Raw genomic sequence first — 17,882 nt, 5'->3', positions numbered from 1 at the left:
GCACCCACCCACGGACACCACCTGACGGACCATCAGGACCCCCAGACGAATACCATCGGTCGCCACAAACACCGAAAACAGACTCTGCACACCCCAGCCGTAAACGAAGAGTGCCCCGGAACAAATTCACGTTCCGGGGTCTTCGGGGAGCGCTGGTTTACGCGCATGACTCCATGGCGGATTTCACCTACACAGGACGACGGGTCGAAATAAGTTTACGCTGACTCAATGGAATTTCTGGCGCCGCGACTCGGGGGTAGAGAAAGAGATAGAGAGGCCTCTGGATTACGTAGAAATGAACGATTTCCGATGTGAGTCCATAAGAAGGATCTGGGCCTGTCCGGTCTGCTACGAGCAGGGGTTGCCCGCTGCTCGGGCGCCTGTAGCGCAGAGCGGGCTCCAGCTCCAGTTCTGGCGGAAGGACGTATGGGAAGTGCGGACGGGCCTGCGAGGAGATGCTCTCCATCACGTTCGCCAGGGACCGCCACTGCCGGGCAGTGAACGACTGTGTTAACGACCAGTAGAGACTTTCCGCAGCTCGCTCGGGCGCATGGACCAACTGCCTCGCCAGTCTGTCCAAGTTTTTAACATTTCGAGGCACTATGATGCGATTTCTTGGATATTGAACTACGGCAGTGGCTTCTGCATGGCGTCGGCGGAGAGCGCGGTAGTTGGATAGCTCGAAGTTGATGCCCCGAGAGAGCAGACCGACTGGCTGCCGGATGATCTGAGCCATGTGCAAGGCCTCAGGACTGTGCGTGGTGGTCATGAAGAGCGGGTCCTCTTCCACCATGAGGAACAGGCTCCTGAAGAGAGCAGAGGCTCTGAGAAGGCGTTCGAGGACTGCCGGGTGGGATCGCACGGCTGCTGTTACCGCGTAAGTCGCTGCGCCAAGTGCCTCAGCCAGCCGGGCGGGGAATCGTCCGTATCCGCGGGCGGGCAGCCTCCCGTCGACCTCGATCGCGCGGTAGCTGCTGGCACTGATGCCAGCCCGATTTGCCGCGACCGCGACTGTCAGCCCTGCCGCCTGCCTGATGTCGCTGAGGCTTTCTGTCCCAGGCGGGTGCATCAGTCTGAAGCGGCCCATCGACATCACCTCCACCCCCAGAAGAACCTGCACGATTTCGGGAGACGTACCGAGCTCCTCCGCGGCTTTGACCATCCTCAGTTCCGAACGGACCGTGCGACCGACGACCAGACGCCGGGGTGGCAACCTCAGGGCTTCCGCCAGGGCAGTCACCCGGCCGGCCTCCGGAATCGTCCTGCCGTTCTCGTAGGCCAGGACCATCGACTTGGTTGTGCCGACAAGGCGAGCCAAACGCTCGGCGCTCAGGCCCTGCTGCACCCGAGCTGCACGCAGTTCCCCGCCGTTGAAAGATCCCGTTCCTCGCGCCATCTCACCCACCTTCCACTCACTTCTGCGACCAGGACACGGTACGCTTTAGAACCAGGAAGAATGGTAACCGAAGACCAACCAGTTCATTACAGTGTGTCATGATCAATGGTCAGATCGATCCACTGGTATGCTTTAGATTTGCCACTGTTGCGTCTAAGAGCTTCAATCCGGCACTCTGCAGGAGTTGCTCACAAGACTTGGCTGCCACACAGTCGAGAGAACCACCCGTCAGAAGGCCTTGGTTGGCCATGCTGTCGGGGCGCTGAAGCACCAAAAAGAGGAGAGGCCCGTGCCGCTGGCCAGCGGAAAACGCACGAGCCTCTCCAGGGACCGCTTCAGACTCTCAGCGGTGGGTGAGGTTAGAGCCTCACCCACCGCCGGCCAATGTCTGCAACACCCTCATGAGGAGCAAGAGCCCCTCGAAGGCCAGCTGCTGGCGACGCTCTCGCGTCCAGAATCTGGGGTCCTCCTCGTGGCCCTCGGCGGGCTGCGATTCGGACAGCGGTATCACCTCCCCTCCTCGATAGGTCCTTAAGGCACCAACCGGGTGAGCAGGTAACGGTCTCCATCTTACGTGTACCAGCCCGAACCTCGTTTCCAGCGAGGCGATTTGTTACGCTTAATGGGCTCTGAGCTGGGCTTTTACCGATCTGAACTCGTTGCCAAGGCCAGCTCTCCGCCCCATCGAACACAGCGTCAGCACCGGTCTTATGAGCGATTTGTCACGAGAAGTCATGTTGTCGACCTGACCCGCTCGGGAATACGTCCTCGGCCGATCCAAGGTCAACCCATGGCCCAGGCAAGGCTCCTGATCCTCCGGAAGTTCCGCGAAAACCGAGAAGCTATGGCAGGACCTCGGGCTGCGGATCATCCCGTGTCGTCGCACGCCCCACGGGCAGTGCAGTAAAGCCGTCCCCCCGCGGCGAGAGGGCCCCACCAGAATCCATGGTGGGGCCCTCTCTTGCTCTTCACCCCTACAACCGCGGCAGGCTCGACTTCACCTTGTTCACCGTGGTCGCGGAGCGGCCCGCGAACTCCCCGATCCGCCGCTGCGTCCACTCCTGGGCAAGCCCATACCGGATCCGGGCCCGCGACTGCTCATCGGTGAGCAGCGCGGGTGCGATGCCGGGGGCGGCTTCGGTGGGGATGTCGTCGTGCTCCCAGTCCTTGGGCGGGGTGGCCGGGCACTGCGGGACGGACCGCTGGTCCTGGTGCTCCTTCTCGATCCGAGCGTGGACTGTCCCGGCAGCCGGGGCGGTGCGGGCGGCGAGGATCGGGGCCAGGGGCTCCGTGCGGGCCTGTGGCGCTGTCGCGTGGATGTCGGCGTGCCGCGCGACGGGGGCGGCACTGTCGGCCCCTGTGCGGGCCTGCAGGCCCGTTTCCCCCGTCACGGGGCCGGACACGACAGGCGCGACAGGTACATGTACGGGAGCGGGGCGGGCGGCGGTCAGCTCCAGCTTGCGGCCCTCCAGGTCGAGGCGCTTGGCCTCCATCTCCCGTGCCGCGCGGTCGCTCGCGCGGCGGGCCTCGCGCTCCTCCTGGCGGTCCTCGTCCTCGATGCGCTGGAGGCGCCGGCGCTCTTCGGCCTCCAGCTCCTGGACGCGGAGCCGCTCCGCCTCCTCGCGCCGCGCGGCCTCCAGGCGGTCCGCCTCCACCCGGGCCGCGCGGTCGGCGCGGTCGGCCTCGCGCTCCGCCTCCCGCTCGGCCGCGGTCACCTTCGCCGCCAGGCTCCGCCGCCACGCGGGGCCGGCCTCCGCCAGGAGCACGAGCAGCCCGGGCGCCACCAGGTGCTGGAGCACCCCCGTGGTGTCGCCCTTCTCCACGCTGTGCCCGATGTTCAGGAACACCGAGGCCGCGCCGGTGAACAGGCGCAGCAGCACCGGCCATACCCCGGCCTTCACGTCGTGCCGGGAGGCGATCTCATCCGCGCGCAGCGCGCCGACGAACGCCATGTCCACCACCAGCGGCAGCACGAACGCCGTGTTCTCCCACCCGTCGGCCACGTGCGCGCTGACGTACGGCGTCGCGTTGAGCATCGACCACAGGACCATCCCGGCCGCGCAGCCCCACGTCACCGTCGTGATGAACCGGTCCGCCGCGCGGATCTCGGCCCGCAACCGCTCCAACGACCCCACCGGAGCCACCGGAGCCCCGCGCTTCCTACTCACAACCATCACTCTCCGTCGATGTTTTTCGCGAACTGTTCGGACCAGCCGGGGACGGCGTAAACGGCGAACACCGCAACTCCCCTAAGGGCACGGGAGGGTCCGGACCACGAACTGTTCGCGTGGCCCGGACCCTCCCGGCCGGTTGTGCGAGCCCGGTGGCCCTAGTGAGGGGCTCGGGGATGGGGTCGGGCGGGGGTCGGCGTCTCGGTGCGGCCGTCGCGCTCGTGCCCGGTGGGCCGCTGCGGCAGCTCGGGCTTGTCGGCGGCCATCAGCGCTTACACCCACCCGGGCACGTCTGCGCCCCGGGCGGGGGCGCCGTGAAGAACTCTCCGCACTGGTTGCACTGCCACTGGTCCCCGGCGAGTACGAGTAAGAGTCGGAGGAGGGTCATCGCGCCGCCTCCGTCGTCGTACCGGGCTGCGACCACGAGCCGCACTTGCGGCACACGAGCTGCGGGCCGTCCTGATCCATCTGCCGTCCGCAGCACGTCATCACTTGCTGCCCTTCGACTTCGGCGTACCCGGGACCGGCCTGTCCGACGTCGGGAAGCTCCCGCCGCGCGACGCCTGATAGGTGGTCTCGTGCCGGGAATCAGCGTGCGGTCCTCCGGGCTTGATGCTGATCTTTCGGTCGTTCAATGCCACGATGGGTTCCGTCCTTCGGGATGGAGCCGGGACGCCCTATCTGCTTGGCGGTAGAGGGGGGCGTTCCGGCGTTCTTGTGCGGAGCGGAGGGTCTCCGACTCCCTGCCCGCCCCGGCCGGAGCCGCGGGCGGACAGGCAACCGGTCAGCGGTGGCTGGCGACCCAGTTCCAGACGCCCATGACCGTGCCGCCGATCCCCAGACCGATCAGCAGTCGGCGGGCGGGGAGCGTGAGACCGGTCTCGGGCCAGAGCAGTTCGCCGTCGGGGACCAGTCCGCCGTGGACCTGATCGCGGTGGCGGTCGCGTGCGGCGTGCGCGGCACGGCGTCCGGGCAGCGCCGGGGACGTCGCGCGGCAGGTTCCGCAGCGGTAGCGGTAACTCATGGATCGGGCCTCTCGGTTCGGTAGGAGCGGTAGGTAGGCGGGGCGGTAGGGGCCCGGTAGGACGAACGCTGACCTGCGGTTTCTACCGGCCTACCCTGGGCCCCTGAGGGGGGTCTGGGAGCGGGGGGAGGGGAGGGCTACCCGCCGCTCTCCGGCCCGGTCTTGGCGGCCCCGGTGGGGGCGGCCGGAGCGGCCCCGGCGGGGGGCCCGGCGGGGGTCTCCCGGTCCGCGTCCACGGCTCCCTCCCCGAGCCCGTCCGGGAGGGCTTTGAGCCGGACCCCCAACCGGACCCGCTGACGCTTCCGTTCGCCGAACAGGAGCTTGAATTCCTCGACCGGGACCGCCCACTCTTCGAGCGCGGTCCTCAGGTCGGCCTTGTCCCAGTCGCCCAACTCGCCCGTGTCGACAATGTCGTCCAGGTGCGTGCCGCTGTGTCCGTTGTCCGCCGCGATCTCCCGGATGAGCGTCGCGACCAGCTCCAGGTCGGGGACGGGGGAGTCGACCGCCGTCTCCTCGACCGGCTCCCCGGTCGCCACGGCGCCCTTTGCGGTCTTGTCCTTGGCGGGGGAGGGGACCACGAACGCGGCCACGCACCAGGCGCCCACCGCGAGCGGCATCACGAACGGCGACTTCCCCACGAACGTCGCGCCGACGTAGAGGCCGGCCGCCACGTAGCCGGAGCGCTCAAGCGCCGTACGCCAGCCCTCCGACACCAGCCACTCCCAGCCGAGCCCTACCAGCGCCACCGACCCGGTCGCGAAGGTGATGAGCACGTGGTGGCCGCCGCTGAAGAGCGGGCGGAACTCGGCACGGATACCGCCGGGGGAGTCGGGCACGGTCTCCTCTACGGGGTGCTCCCCCGTGGTGATCTCCGACATCAGGCCACACCCAGAACCTGGTTGAGACCCGACGCCAGCACCGTGGAGACCAGCGCCCACAGACCACCGGCCGCCGCGAACACGGACGCGGCCGCGATACCGAGGAACGCCGACGTCCTGGGCTTGAGGTTGGCGCCGTAGATGATCGCGACGATGCAGACCGCGATCGCGCCCATCCCGACGTTCCCGCCCACTCCCCCTTGGATCGCCTGCGCCAGACCCGCCGTCACGTTGCCCGGCGTGCTCCAGATGCTGGCCGCCGTGGCGTAGAGCGTCCCGGCGATCAGCCCCACGATCGCCGCCTGCATCTGATCGAACTTCAGCTTCTTCTTGCCCTTGACCCCCAGGACAAGGATCACGGTCACGGCCAGCGCCGCACCGGACGCACCGAGGGTGCCGAGGATCTGCCCGCCCTGGATACCGGCGGTCGCTGCAATGGTGATCACGGTGATGTCCCTTTCGAGGATCAGAACGAAGCGAGGCAGAGGGCGAGTACGGCGGAGGCGAGCGGCGCCCGGCACACCCAGGCCAGCGGCGGCCACCAGCCCCGCGTACGGCGGTCGACCAGCAGACCGAGCGCCAGAAAGATGCCGGCCGCCAGCACCAGCGAGCCGGTGACGGAGTACTCGGCGGCGCACGACTCGATCGCCGACTCAACCCACCCGCCGAAACCGAAGAGGTAGCCGAGCCCGGCCGCCGAGCCGTTGTAGAGCAGGCGCTGAGCACGGGGGTTGAGCTTGATCCCCGGCGCACCGGCCGGAGCCCAGCCCGACGGCTTCCGCACGGTCGGAGCAGCCGGAACAGCGGCCGGAGGCGCATCCGGCATCGGCTCGCTGACCGCCTCCGGATCCTGCGGCTCCTCGGCCTCGACGTCCTCCGGCTCGTCGTGCTCCTGGTCGTCGTCGGCGACCAGCTCGGACTCGGCGGCCGGGTCGAGCTCCACCGGCTGGCCGCTCCACCAGTCCGGAATCCGGGACCGCGAGGGAGCGACAACACGCGGCTCGGGGGCCGGAGCCGTCTCCGCCTCCGCGTACAGCCGGTCCCACCAGTCGTCAGCCGACGACCCGGTGGTCGGCGCGTATGACGGCATGGGCGGAATCTGGTCGGTCGTCACCGGGCCACCCCGAACACGCCACGACGGAGCAACCACACGCGGACCCGAAGCTCATCAGCACCCGGCGCCATACGGACGACCGCGGCCCGCGCAGGCACCGTACGGACGAAACCGGCGGGGAGCCTGGTGGGCACCGCCACGGCGGACGACTCCCAGCGCCGCGTCGGCAACAGCGTCCGCGTCATCACGACGGAGGCCGGCGGACGCCACCACCTTCCCCCCGATCCTGCGACCATCGACACGTCGGTCCCCTCTCTGCCTTCAACCTGTGGATTGGCCCGACAGCGGTCCGGGCGTTGGAGCGCCCGGATCGCCGCCCGGTCGGTGTTGGAGCACCGACCGGGCGTCTGCGTTTGCGCAGGTCAGACCTGTGACACCTTCAGCCGCCGTCTGGCAGGCGCTGGCGCCTCCATCAAGGTAGACCACCATCCCCCATGAGCGCTACTAGTAGCGCTATAAGTTCACGTGGTCTAGCCTCGTACGTGTACCGCTGCACTCGGAAGGGGCGCAGCGCCAGACGCCAGGAGGGAGACCGGTATGCCCGAGACGATCGGATACGCGGAAATCGCTGCGCACTACCGCCAGCAGATTCAGGACGGAACGCTCAGGCCGGGCGACACGATGCCGTCGCTGCGGCAGGTCTGCGAGCACTTCGGCGTGGCAAACACAACCGCCAACCGCGCGTACCGCGTGCTCAAGATGGAGGGTTTGACCCTCCCGAAGGCCGGTGTTGGAACGGTCGTCGCCGGACCGATCAGCAACAACATCGCCGCCCGGGTCCGCTTGCACGAGTCCACGGGCAAGGCCCTCGGTGGCGGCGAGACCTCCCGCATCGTGGAAGTCGGGACGGTCGGGGCAGACGAGCTGGTCGCCCCGCGCCTCGACGTGTCCCCTGGCACCCCCGTCCACGTACGCCGACGTCTCGTCAGCCGAAACGGTGCTCCGGTGCACTACAGCAGCTCGTACTACCCGGCTTATGTGATCGCCGTTACGCCCGAGCTGGCCGAGCCCGTGTCGACCGGAGGATCGCGCGAGCTAGCAGCGGAGCGGCTGGGGATAGCTCAGGACCATGTGCTGGAGGAAGTCACCTCTCGCCTTGCCACAGAGTCGGAAAAGACAGCTCTTGGCCTCACTGCCGGAGACGTAGTTGTAACTCAGGTAGTCCGTACGGTTCATCTGGCAGATGGTCGAGTAGTTGAGGTGGCCGTCAAAATTGCTGGGGGAGCAACAATTCTCCGATGGGCCACGCAGCTAAACCCTCAGGGGAATGCCGAGTAAACGACCAATCGGCGTGATGAGAGAAAGCCTCCAAGCGAAAAGAGGCCGAATTAACGGGAAATCCATTTCGCAATTTTCCGTTAATCGGCAAACGATCCGCACACTCCAGGTAATCGCAAGATGCTCTCGTTCAACGCTCGAATCATCCGCTTCTAATCGCCATCTAATGTCGGGAGCAAGGCTTTATCCACAGGCAGATTCCAAAAGGATGACGCCTAACGCAACAGGCCCCGCCAGATGGCGGGGCCCGCAGGTCCACCCGGGGTCGCCACCCCGAACGGAGAAGCCCTCCAGCTCGGATCAAGGAACCAGGAGGTGCGCTCACTGATGAGCGTACGACGCAGTACCGGTACAGCACCACATGGACAGGCATCCGCGCAGGTCGGGGCGGGGGTGGCTCGGTGAGCTACCAGGCGCAGACGTGGGTGGACGAGGTCGGCATCAAGCAGTGCAAGAACGGTGGGGAGCTGCTGGTGCTGATCCGGGTGGCGAACCACACGAACGGCGATATGCGGGGCTGCTATGCCTCGGCGGAGACGCTGGCGGGCGAGTGCCTGATGGGTGAGTCGACGGTGCTGAAGCACCTGCGGCGGCTGAAGGCAGGGGGCGCGCTCCTGCCGGGTGACCCGGAGCTGGTGAGTCATCTTCGGGCGGACCGCCGGCCCCCGGTCTACGACCTGGCGGGCGGGCACGAGGCAGGCTGCCCGGGCCGCCACAGCGTGGGCGATCTCTGCCGCGTCACGACCACGGGTGCTCGATCTGAGCACCCGTCGAAGCCTGCCCGCGCCACGGGTGCTCGATCTGAACACCCGCAGAAAAAGCGCAGGTCAACGGGTGCTCGATCTGAGCACCCGTTGAAGGAATCACCCGCCACGGGTGTTCAAATCGATCTCTCACGGGTGTTCAAATCGAGCACCAATAGTTCTAAGGATTTGAACTCTCTCTTCTCTGTCCCCGCTGGCGCGTTCGGCTCGCAGCCGTCCCCGCAGCCCCAAGAGCGAGAGAGAGAGGCGGCTGCGCCGGAGGGGTCGGGGGCTGACGTGGTGGTGGAGGCGTATGTCCGGGCGCTGGGTCGTCCGCTGCTGAACGGTGCGCGGCAGGAGTTGCGGGCGCAGGCGGTGTCGCTGCTGGCGACCGGCGTGTACGCGCTGGAGTGGCTGTGTGAGCGGGCGGCGGAGATGCCCGCGCTGGGTTACCGGGACTTGGTGCAGCACGCTCAGCATCCGCGGCACAGGCTGCCGGGCCAGGCCGGTCCGTCGGGTGGTGGTGGTCGTGAGCGGTGTCCGGATCATCCGGCCCGGTATCGGGACGGGTGCATGGACTGCGCGATGGCCGTGCCGGTCTGACAAGCCGGTGCGGGCCGCTCCCATGCCCGGGAGCGGCCCGCGATTTTCCCCTGAACGCCTGAACCGAACAGGAGATCCCTCAGTGTCCACCACCAGCATTCCCGCCCAGCACCACCACGACGTCCCCGGCGACGGCGGGCCGGCCGGGTTCACGCGGGTGCCGCCGCAGGACCTCGATGCGGAGCAGTCGGTGATCGGGGCGCTGCTGCTGTCGGGGAGTCCGGGCAGCAGCGCCCGGTTCTTCGGCGAGATCCTCGCGACGGGCATCGTCGCGGGGGAGTACTACCGGCCCGCGCACGCGGTGGTCCACCGGGCGGTGGTCGACCTGCACGCGGCGGGTGAGCCCGTGGACGCGATCACGGTGGCCGCCGAGCTGACGCGGCGCGGTGAGCTGGCCCGCGTCGGCGGCGCCACCTATCTGCACGCCTGTGTGCAGGCGGTGCCGACCGCCGCGAACGGCGCGCACTACGCGGAGATCGTGCGGGCCAAGGCGTACCGGCGGGCGGTGATCGAGTCGGCGCAGCGGATCGTGGAGTTCGCCTACAGCGAGGCCGGTGACGAGGACGAGGTCCGCGAGCTGGTGGAGCAGCAGCTGACCGCGATCGTGGCGGGGACGCCGGGCCTGCACGAGGCGCCGCCGGTGGTCGGGGACCTGTACCTCGACTTCGTCGCGGACCTGGAGGACGTCCAGGACGGCCGGAAGGCCGGCCTGCCGTACGGGTTCGCGGACCTGGACGCGCTGACGTCGGGGATGCGGCCGGGCAACGTGAGCGTGGTGGGGGCGGCGTCCGGGGTGGGGAAGTCGACGTTCGCGCTGAACGCGGCCGTGGCGGCGGCGAAGACGGGCGCGCCGGTGATGTTCTCCTCGCTGGAGATGAGCGCCAACGAGCTGATGCAGAAGATCGCGGCGGCCGAGGGGAAGATCCCGCTGCACCACCTGACGCTCCAGGGCGGTCTCACCGCGGAGGGCTGGGAGACCGTCAGGCGCCTGGGGCCGGAGCTGTTCCGGTCGCTGCCGCTGCGGGTCTACCGGCCCGAGGGCGCGTCGCTGGGGGACATCGCGTCGGCGGCGCGGGCCTGCGCCCGCGCGGGCGGCCTCGCGCTCCTGGTGGTCGACTACCTCCAGCTCGTGGAGGTCGAGCAGTCCCGCAGCATCACCCGCGAACAGGCGGTCGCGTCGGTTTCCCGGGGCCTGAAGAACCTGTCCGTCGAGCTGGACTGCCACGTCATCGCCCTGTCGCAGCTCAACGACGACGGCCTGATGCGCGAGTCACGGGCCATCAAGAACGACGCGTCGGTCGTGATCAAGATCGAGCGGCCGGACGCGGAAGAGCGGGAGTCGGCGCGGGCCGGTGAGGTCGACCTCAAGGTCGAGAAGAACAGGTTCGGGCCGGTGGCCCGGGTGACCGTCGCCGCGCAGCTCCACTACAGCCGCTTCGTGGACATGGCCCACACCTGACAGGCCGCCAGGAAGACGCCTGTACGCCGCTGTGAGCGCCGTTCGTGTCGCTGCCGCCCGTCCGGGCCGCCGGGCCCGAGAATCGCGCTCACGGCGGCGTACAGCCGTTTTGACCGGCGGGAGCACCGATGGATGACCTGGAACGGGCATACGAGCAGGCTTACGGCGAGCTGCTGGCGGTCGTGGCGCGGCTGGACGCCCTGCGGCGGCGCGGCGGGCGGCAACTGGAACCGTTGGCCAACGCCGCGATGTACGCGGCCAGCCACGCGGCCTGGAGTCTGTGGCACGGCTTGAACCGCGGCGTGGTGCCGCCGGTGTTCAGGGACCGGGGCAACGAGTACCTGGAGCTGGCCCGGGACTGGTCGGAGGCCGGCCGGGCAGCCCCCGACGCGGGCGGAGATCGAAGCGGCGAAGGCCGCGATCCGGGCACAGGCCCTCCCGCTGTGACGCCGGATCAGACGTTCCGGGACAACCAGCCGATCCGCTGACCACCCCCGGGAAGACGCCTGTACAGCGATCTCCCGCACTTCCGCCCCGCCCGGGTCTCTCCCGGCGGGGCGGCTTCCGTTCGGCCGTCAGATCGCCGTACAGCGCTTCCCGTTGACGGGGGTTGCGGGTCTAGCACCCTGTGAGGCCGTGCTCCCAGGCCGTTTTCCCCGGCCAACGGGCGTTCTGTGAGGGCTGCTAGGTGCTAGAAGCCCTGGTCAGCGCCCTGCGTCTAGCGGCGGGGGGTGCTAGGTCTAGCAGCGCTGCTAGCGGCTGCCGCAGGGCCCGGGGCGGGATGCGGTGGTGGTGACCGCCACCGCCACGCGGAGCCCCCGGGGCGGCTCGGTCATGCGCAAGTCCACCCCGGTGGACTTGGCCCAGGGGCCGCCCGCTCCGAGGTTACCGAGCGCTCGCGTCGGCGCGTGCCCGGAACCGCGGCTGCTGCGGGACCGGGGCGGGGGTGCGGGTTTGATCCGGCCGATCCGTCCGGGCTGGTGGCGATCTGCCCGCGTCGGGCAGATCCCGGCCGTCCGGCAGATGGCCGGCGGATCCCGGGCAGATACGGGGCGGGGACGTCGGCGGCGGTGCGGCGAAGGGCGTCCCAGGGAAGTAGTCGGCGCCCCGGCGGCCCGCCCGGGTGCCCCTTGTCCAGCAGGTCGGAGCCCGTGTCCGGCCCGCGTGCCGGACGGCGCTCGGTGCGACCAGAAGCGCGACCAGGACCGCGACCAGAAGGGCGACCAGAGCCGCGACCGGAGACGCGACCAGGAGCGCGACCACCCGCCACCCGCCCGCGGCCGCGCGGCGAGCAGGGTTACTTACTCCTTACCGGCGCGCCCCGGACCGCCGGATCAGGCGCCCCAGGAGGGTTCGGCCCGGCGTTCCGGGGTGGTGAGGAGTAAGGAAGTAACGGTCCAACGCGTGCCGCGCGTGTGGCGTGTCGGGCGTGCCGCCCGCCCACGCGGTTTCCCGCACGCGTGGTGACGCGCTCGCACGCGTGAGGCGTGAGGGCGGGGCGCCGGTGATGGGCGCCGGATCGGCCAGGCGAGTGCTGCCCCGCACGCGTGAGGGCGCGCTCCCGTACGGGGCGGCCCGGAACGGGCTGTCACAGCCGCTGTGTCACAGCTCCGGTCACAGCCGCGGTCACAGCCCGGCGGGGCCGGTGCCGAGGGCGCGGCGTCGGTCGGGCGGCGCGGCCGGCACTCCGGCGGCGGCTGGTACGGGCACGGCGTCCTCGATGCGTTCGGCGGCGAGCCGTCCGCGCGGCGCGGAGGGCGGGTCGGTGTCTCGCGTGCGGGACAGTGCGGCCCGGTCCGGTCCGGTGCCCAGCGGGCGGCGGGTGAGGGTCATCCGCCGATCCTCCGGCGCCGTACGGCGCCCGGTTCACCGGTTCATCATCACCGGCCGGGCGTGATGAATCCGGGGTCGCAACACGCGCGCGTACATGCGCGCGTGTGGGGCGCCCGGCGGTTCACACGAGGGAGTGAACGGCCGGGGCGCGGATCCGGGGCCCGAAGCGGAGCTCTTCTTCACCGCCCCGGCCCCGTGCTCCGGGAGCTCCCGAGGCGCGCGCGTGTCGTGCGCGTGCGAAGCGGTGAACTTCCGGCGGGCGCGAGCACCAGGCCGTGCTCCTGGCGGCGGAGCCCATTTACGTGCTTACAGACACCCCGGGAGGAACGGGAAGTTCTGGCCCCACCCTCCGAACGGGCGGGCAGTCGGCACGCTCGGTGTCACGGAACGTAGCGGCGAGGCGAAGCGAGGCGAGGCGAAGCAGGCGCGAACACCCCTCCCCCGCCCGCCGGGGCGGCCCGGGCGGGGGTCTACCGGGGGTTTTCCGCTCGCCTCGCTTCGCCTCGCGCCGCCCCGCCGCTACGTTCCGTGACACCGGTAGGGCTTCCCCGGCGCCGCGGCCGGGCCCCGGTACGGCCCGCAGGACCGGGCACCCGCCTGCCCCTCACCTGTGATCTGCGTCACGTACGCGTCACAAGCTGGACATATCGCCCCATAACTCTTTCGCAAGGTAGGGGCGTTGGGAGGTTCTGAGGCAATGACCCGCCTCTGACCTGGGGTGAAGGCGTTCGACTCCCTGGACCCGTTGTAGGAGCCGACCCCGTCGCCGGTTGCCTGCCCCGACTACCGGTCCCCGGCGCGCCATTCGAGAACCGGGGCGCCTGATGTCCGGGAAAACCGCAGGTCAGACCGCGTGAACACGCGGTTCGGGGCCGGGCTTGCGGGGCTAACCCCGCGCCGCCGCATCCTGCTGCCCGCCACACCAAAGGGCCCCGCCGCCTGAAGACGGGTCCGCCTGCTTCCTGTCCGGGCCGCTGCCCGCGACGCAAGGGGTGGGAGCACTCCATGCTCCGCCCCGCCCGTACGGCGATCCGTCCGTACGGCCCGATCCACCGGAGGTACTGATGTCCGCCCCGACCGTTCCGAACACCCCGTCCGCTCCCGAGCCCGAGCCCACCCCGGGGGCCTGCCCGGACCACCGCCCGCCGGCCCCCGCTGCCGCCCCGGCCCCGGCCGGACTGACGCCCGACCGGGTGCTGTTCGGGGGCCTGGTCGTGCTGCTCGCCTGCGCCTTCCCCGCCTACCTCGCGTACGAGCACCCCGCAGTCAGGGAGCCCCTTGGCATCGCGCTCGCTGTCCTGGGAACCCTGGGCGGCCTCTACGCCGCGCTGCGCCGGTGATGCCGGATTGCCGGTGCGGGGCTGTGCGTACGGCCCCGCACCGGATCGTGCGGGTCAGCGGGCGGTGGTCTTGAGGTGGCGGACCAGGGCGCGGCGTACGGGGCCGTTCTCCATCTCGGTGAGCCGGAGCAGCGCGCGGATGACTTCGCTCTTGTCGAGCCGGATCCCGGTTTCCATGCGCAGCGCGAGGACCAGGGCGTCGATGTACGGGGCTTCCTCGGGGGCGACGCGCACGGTCAGCGAGACGGCGTCGGCGGCGCGGGGAGCTGCGCGGCGGCCGGGCGGCTGGCGCCGCCGTACCGGGGCCTTCCGCTCCGGCGCCGGGGCCGGGTCCTCCGCCTCTGTGGCTTCATGGCTCCCCGGCTCCGTGGCTCCGTGGCCCTGCGGCTCCGTGGCTCCGTGGCTCCCCGGCCCCGTGGAGCCGTGGTCTCCTGGAGCCGTGGAGTCGTGGGGCCGTGGCTCCGTGGCCTCACGAGGTGGGGGCTCCGTGCCGTTGAGCTGCTGGTTTTCCGCGCGTTGGCGTGCGGTTCGTGCGCGTTCCCAGTCGTCTTTCACGCCTCCCATGTCCGGGGGAGGCGTGGTCTTGTGGGCGTTCATGCGTAGACCTTCTTCGCCAGATCGCGGTACCAGTTGGACACATCTGCTTTGGGCGCGTACTCCAGGACCGACACCTTGGAGCGCCACGCCTTGCGGACCTCGGCGCGCTTCTTGATCTCCGCGATCACGGGCGGCTCACCGAGGCCGCGGAACGCTTCCAGGGTCGAGGTGACGATGTCGCCGTCGCGCATGTCGATGCGTGAGGGCACGAGCCCGAGCACGTCCAGGTCGATGTCCATCTCCGCGCTCAGCAGACCGATCTGGCGCAGCAGGAGGCGCAGCGCGCGGATGCTGGAGTCCTCGGCCTCCACGGGCACGATGACGCCGCCGCGGCGCCCCGGCCGCCGGCGGGCGGCCATCAGCGCGCAGTCGGTGATGACCCCGAGCGAGGGGGCGCAGTCGATGACGCAGGTGTCGTAGTCGTCTTCGAACCGGTCCAGCAGCCGGGCCAGGCGCCGTTCGCGGTTGTTCTGCATGTAGAGCCCGCGCTCCAGCAGGCTCATGTCCACGTTGGTGGGCAGCACGTCCAGCCGGTCCCGGTGGGTGACCACGATCTGGCGCGGGTCGCCCGACCATTCCCCCAGGAGGTAGCCGCGCAGCGTGCGGTCGTCGGGGGACTCCCCGGTGCCGAGCGCGTCGGAGAGGTGGCCCTGCGGGTCGAAGTCGACCAGCAGCACCCGCCGGCCCGACTCCGCCAGGGCCGCCCCCAAATTGATGGTGTTGGCCGTCTTACCGACCCCACCCTTCTGGTTCGTCATCGCGAAAATATCCACGAACACGCAGCCTACGGGCCTGTCGTGGCCCCACGGCCCCACGGCTCCGCGAATCCGTGAAGCCATGCAACACGAGATGGGCGAGCCCCCGGTGGTGCTGGGCACATGCTTCGAAGGTTCTGCCCGGAAATCTCCTTGGACTGTCGCATGGCACCCGGTTGCAAAGCCTTGGAAGCGATCACCCTGCAGCCAATCAACCTTCGAATCTACGAGTGAGGTGCTGATAACAGTGGGTATTTATAGGACAAGGCTGCCCTGTGTCTTCGAATCCAAGGTATGGTGAACACGGAAAGCCACCGCCCGACCTCGGTGGGCGAGGTCTGTCGGGCGGTGGCTTTCCGTGTAGTCGTCATCCCTGCTGAAAGGAACCGACATGTCGAACTCTACGGGGACCGTCCCCGCGGTGCAGCCCCCCGAGAGGCCGGTGTACCGCCGTCGGGCGCGGGTGCTCGCCTGGCGCCTGGCGCTGGGCGTGGCCTACGGGGTCGGCGCGTTCATCGCCGCGACGGCTGGGGACTGGCTGATCGGGTTAGTCCAGCGCTAGGGCAAGCCCCTGGTGGCGCTGGGCAAGCCGTCGCGCTGCGGGTGGGCAAGCCCGTGACGGCGGGACGGCGCCGCCCCGGTGGCCGGTGGCCGTGGGGGTTGGACCAGGGGTTGCCTCCACCGTTGGCTCCACCGGGGGAATCAGAGGCGCACCGGGGGTGTGGCCGGAGGTGGGAGCCCCCTCATCTACCGGTGCCGTGTTTATGCAGGTCAGACCCCGTGGGCAAGCCGCGCAACGCCGCCGACACCTCTTTGTACGCGGTAGCCGTACGAAGAGGTGGAGGTCCTGGCGGCGCGGGCGGGACGAACACCCGGACCCGGGGGCCGGCCTGCGCCGCCGGGCCGACGCTCGCCCCTGGTCGGGCCTCCGGTGGGAGCCGACCACGAGCCCGACCACCGCAGCTCACAGCCGTACGCGGCCCGGGACGGGTCCCCGGACGGCCGGTCGCTCCGCGTTCCGGGAGCGCCCGGCCACCTCGTACGCGGCGCCCGGCGGCAACATCTGTTGCGACAAGGGTTGCGCCAGGGAGTTGCGCTGGAGGTTGCGCCAGGAGGTTGCGACAACTGTTGCGCACCCCCGCACGATCTTCCGACGTTCGCGCAGGTCACCACCCCCGCAGAAGCGTGGTCGGGGGTCTGACATCCCCCTCAGAGCACCCCACGACCGCCACCCGGAAGAAGAAGGGCGGGAAGGAAGCGGGCGGGGCGCAGGGAGCGCTGCGGGGGACCGGGCGCCCGAGGAGTCCCCCGCGCGCGTCGGCGAGCCGCGCGCGGCCGGGAGCGGGCAGCCCCGCCGCCGTTGTGCGGAAGAAGGAGCGGGACCCGTAGTCCGGACACGGCCCACGGCGGTGGGCGGCCTCCTGGTGAGGGGGCCGCCCACGCGGCGAGATTCGCAGGGCTTCAGACGCGCGTCTGGAACCAGAAGGCGCCGTAGGTCACGAGTGCGCCACCCATAGCGGTGGCGGCTCCTCGGACGAGGTAGATGCCGGCCTCGTTCCTGAGGCGGCGAAGTCGGGGCCAGTGTCTCCGGGGGGCTTCCGAAGGCTGACCCTTGCACTTACGCTCGGGATCGGACATGAGCTGCTCCTTCGTCGAGTGGTGATGTCCTCTGCAGACGGCTCCCTGCCCTACAGGGGGCCGTCGCCGTTTTCGGGCGACGACCGCGCCGTTGTCCGCCCACCGAGACATTTGCGGCTCAGTGGGGCGGCTGACATCAAGAAGAACACCCTGAAACCCCCTCTGACCAGCGGAAACAGGGGTTTGTTCAAAGAGGTTTTCCTGCGGTGATCCAGGTTCTTCTGGGGCAACTTTGGGCTTTGGCTGGCCCATAGCAGATGTCGGTGAGGCAATGTGTGTCTATCCCTGTTTTCCATGGGTGTCATGCCGTGGCATCACTAGGCTTGATGGGCTCAAGTGAGCTTTAGAGAGTCGGAGTTCGAAATGCCTCGAATGTTACGTATGCCTCCTGTTGATGAGCTTCCGCCCGGTCCTCTGCGGACGTTCGTCAGCGAGCTGCATGTCCATTTTCGTAACGCGGGACGGCCCTCCCCGGCCCGGATCGCAAGGCTGAGCCGGGAGGTCAAGGGCCGGGAAGTGGTGGAGGTCAGCCGCGAGACGGTCCGCCGGCTCCTGAAGGGCGAAACCACGAGCACCTGGTCGACGGTCCGCGCGGTCCACCAAGTCCTCTGCGAGCTGACGGATCTGGACCCCACGTACTACCGATTTCCAGAGGAGCACAACCCGGACCTTCGGAACCTTCGCGAGTACATTCGCGACCTCTGGAACGACGCCGTTGAAGGCGTAGCGCTGGACGGCTCAACCCCGGCAACCCCCGATCCCGAGCCCGCTTCGCAGCAGCCAACCAGACGTCCAGGGGCGTGGCCGGGAGCAAGCGGTGGCCAGCAGCAGAGTCCAAGAGGTTGGCCGACGGCTAATCAAGGGCAAAAAAACTACTCCGACGATGAACCGCCTTTCTGAAGTGCAACACACGAAGTTCAGGCGTGTTTTTGTTCGGGGGTTCTCTTTGTTTATGGCCGGGGTGTGCAGAGTCTGTTTTCGGTGTTTGTGGCGACCGATGGTATTCGTCTGGGGGTCCTGATGGTCCGTCAGGTGGTGTCCGTGGGTGGGTGC

General features: G+C 69.3%; 14 protein-coding genes. 5 read left to right on the top strand and 9 right to left on the bottom strand.

Features of this window, described 5'->3' with window-relative positions; translation table 11 throughout:
- Positions 1-187: 187 nt before the first annotated feature.
- The 6 genes from ACFXKG_RS40385 to ACFXKG_RS40360 form a co-directional block, all read right to left on the bottom strand.
- The gene (locus tag ACFXKG_RS40385; protein WP_384850357.1) at positions 188-1,396 is read right to left on the bottom strand and encodes a helix-turn-helix domain-containing protein; all 1,209 of its coding nucleotides are present in this window, start codon (positions 1,394-1,396) and stop codon (positions 188-190) included.
- A 974-nt stretch (positions 1,397-2,370) separates the two neighbouring features.
- A complete protein-coding gene (locus ACFXKG_RS40380; protein WP_384850354.1) occupies positions 2,371-3,564 on the bottom strand; it encodes a hypothetical protein in 1,194 nt (397 codons plus the stop codon).
- Between the two features lie 787 nt (positions 3,565-4,351).
- On the bottom strand, positions 4,352-4,591 hold the full coding sequence (locus ACFXKG_RS40375; protein WP_384850352.1) for a hypothetical protein: 240 nt from the start codon (positions 4,589-4,591) through the stop codon (positions 4,352-4,354).
- A 137-nt stretch (positions 4,592-4,728) separates the two neighbouring features.
- Entirely contained in the window at positions 4,729-5,469 is a 741-nt protein-coding gene (locus ACFXKG_RS40370; protein ID WP_384850349.1) for a hypothetical protein, read from the bottom strand.
- Complete coding sequence (locus ACFXKG_RS40365) at positions 5,469-5,915, bottom strand: hypothetical protein (RefSeq protein WP_384850346.1); 447 nt, start codon at positions 5,913-5,915, stop codon at positions 5,469-5,471. Before ACFXKG_RS40365 ends, ACFXKG_RS40370 begins: the two co-directional genes overlap by 1 nt.
- A 20-nt stretch (positions 5,916-5,935) precedes the next feature.
- Entirely contained in the window at positions 5,936-6,559 is a 624-nt protein-coding gene (locus ACFXKG_RS40360) for a hypothetical protein (protein WP_384850343.1), read from the bottom strand.
- A gap of 561 nt (positions 6,560-7,120) precedes the next feature.
- Between ACFXKG_RS40360 and ACFXKG_RS40355 the strand changes: the two genes are divergently transcribed.
- From ACFXKG_RS40355 to ACFXKG_RS40340, 4 genes are all read left to right on the top strand, one after another.
- Positions 7,121-7,861, top strand: a complete 741-nt coding sequence (locus ACFXKG_RS40355) for a GntR family transcriptional regulator (RefSeq protein ID WP_384850340.1) — start codon at positions 7,121-7,123, stop codon at positions 7,859-7,861.
- 401 nt (positions 7,862-8,262) lie between these two features.
- On the top strand, positions 8,263-9,207 hold the full coding sequence (locus ACFXKG_RS40350) for a helix-turn-helix domain-containing protein (protein ID WP_384850337.1): 945 nt from the start codon (positions 8,263-8,265) through the stop codon (positions 9,205-9,207).
- Between the two features lie 82 nt (positions 9,208-9,289).
- Positions 9,290-10,666 carry a replicative DNA helicase gene (locus tag ACFXKG_RS40345; protein WP_384850334.1) on the top strand — a complete coding sequence of 459 codons (1,377 nt, stop codon included), beginning with the start codon at positions 9,290-9,292 and terminating at the stop codon, positions 10,664-10,666.
- Between the two features lie 128 nt (positions 10,667-10,794).
- Entirely contained in the window at positions 10,795-11,154 is a 360-nt protein-coding gene (locus tag ACFXKG_RS40340; RefSeq protein WP_384850331.1) for a hypothetical protein, read from the top strand.
- 1,138 nt (positions 11,155-12,292) lie between these two features.
- On the opposite strand, the gene ACFXKG_RS40335 is transcribed toward ACFXKG_RS40340, so the two are convergent.
- Positions 12,293-12,499, bottom strand: a complete 207-nt coding sequence (locus ACFXKG_RS40335; RefSeq protein WP_384850328.1) for a hypothetical protein — start codon at positions 12,497-12,499, stop codon at positions 12,293-12,295.
- 1,064 nt (positions 12,500-13,563) lie between these two features.
- On the opposite strand from ACFXKG_RS40335, the gene ACFXKG_RS40330 reads away from it, so the two are divergent.
- Positions 13,564-13,839: a hypothetical protein gene (locus ACFXKG_RS40330; protein ID WP_384850325.1), complete on the top strand. Its 276-nt coding sequence runs from the start codon at positions 13,564-13,566 to the stop codon at positions 13,837-13,839.
- Between the two features lie 54 nt (positions 13,840-13,893).
- Here the strand turns inward: ACFXKG_RS40330 and ACFXKG_RS40325 are convergent, their stop codons facing one another.
- A complete protein-coding gene (locus ACFXKG_RS40325; RefSeq protein WP_384850323.1) occupies positions 13,894-14,436 on the bottom strand; it encodes a hypothetical protein in 543 nt (180 codons plus the stop codon).
- Positions 14,433-15,194: a ParA family protein gene (locus ACFXKG_RS40320; protein WP_384850320.1), complete on the bottom strand. Its 762-nt coding sequence runs from the start codon at positions 15,192-15,194 to the stop codon at positions 14,433-14,435. The genes ACFXKG_RS40325 and ACFXKG_RS40320 overlap by 4 nt, the downstream gene beginning before the upstream one ends.
- Between the last annotated feature and the right edge of the window lie 2,688 nt (positions 15,195-17,882).

The sequence above is a fragment of the Streptomyces sp. NPDC059255 genome, from assembly GCF_042752355.1.
Lineage (GTDB): Bacteria > Actinomycetota > Actinomycetes > Streptomycetales > Streptomycetaceae > Streptomyces.
This window is presented reverse-complemented; position numbering and strand designations above follow the sequence as displayed.

What these genes read in the sequence shown, in the direction of transcription:
- ACFXKG_RS40360 (WP_384850343.1), bottom strand. Translation starts at nt 6,559, where the DNA reads ATGCCGTCATACGCGCCGACCACCGGGTCGTCGGCTGACGACTGGTGG.
- ACFXKG_RS40325 (WP_384850323.1), bottom strand. Translation starts at nt 14,436, where the DNA reads ATGAACGCCCACAAGACCACGCCTCCCCCGGACATGGGAGGCGTGAAA.
- ACFXKG_RS40355 (WP_384850340.1), top strand. Translation starts at nt 7,121, where the DNA reads ATGCCCGAGACGATCGGATACGCGGAAATCGCTGCGCACTACCGCCAG.
- ACFXKG_RS40335 (WP_384850328.1), bottom strand. Translation starts at nt 12,499, where the DNA reads ATGACCCTCACCCGCCGCCCGCTGGGCACCGGACCGGACCGGGCCGCA.
- ACFXKG_RS40330 (WP_384850325.1), top strand. Translation starts at nt 13,564, where the DNA reads ATGTCCGCCCCGACCGTTCCGAACACCCCGTCCGCTCCCGAGCCCGAG.
- ACFXKG_RS40375 (WP_384850352.1), bottom strand. Translation starts at nt 4,591, where the DNA reads ATGAGTTACCGCTACCGCTGCGGAACCTGCCGCGCGACGTCCCCGGCG.
- ACFXKG_RS40320 (WP_384850320.1), bottom strand. Translation starts at nt 15,194, where the DNA reads ATGACGAACCAGAAGGGTGGGGTCGGTAAGACGGCCAACACCATCAAT.
- ACFXKG_RS40340 (WP_384850331.1), top strand. Translation starts at nt 10,795, where the DNA reads ATGGATGACCTGGAACGGGCATACGAGCAGGCTTACGGCGAGCTGCTG.
- ACFXKG_RS40370 (WP_384850349.1), bottom strand. Translation starts at nt 5,469, where the DNA reads ATGTCGGAGATCACCACGGGGGAGCACCCCGTAGAGGAGACCGTGCCC.
- ACFXKG_RS40385 (WP_384850357.1), bottom strand. Translation starts at nt 1,396, where the DNA reads ATGGCGCGAGGAACGGGATCTTTCAACGGCGGGGAACTGCGTGCAGCT.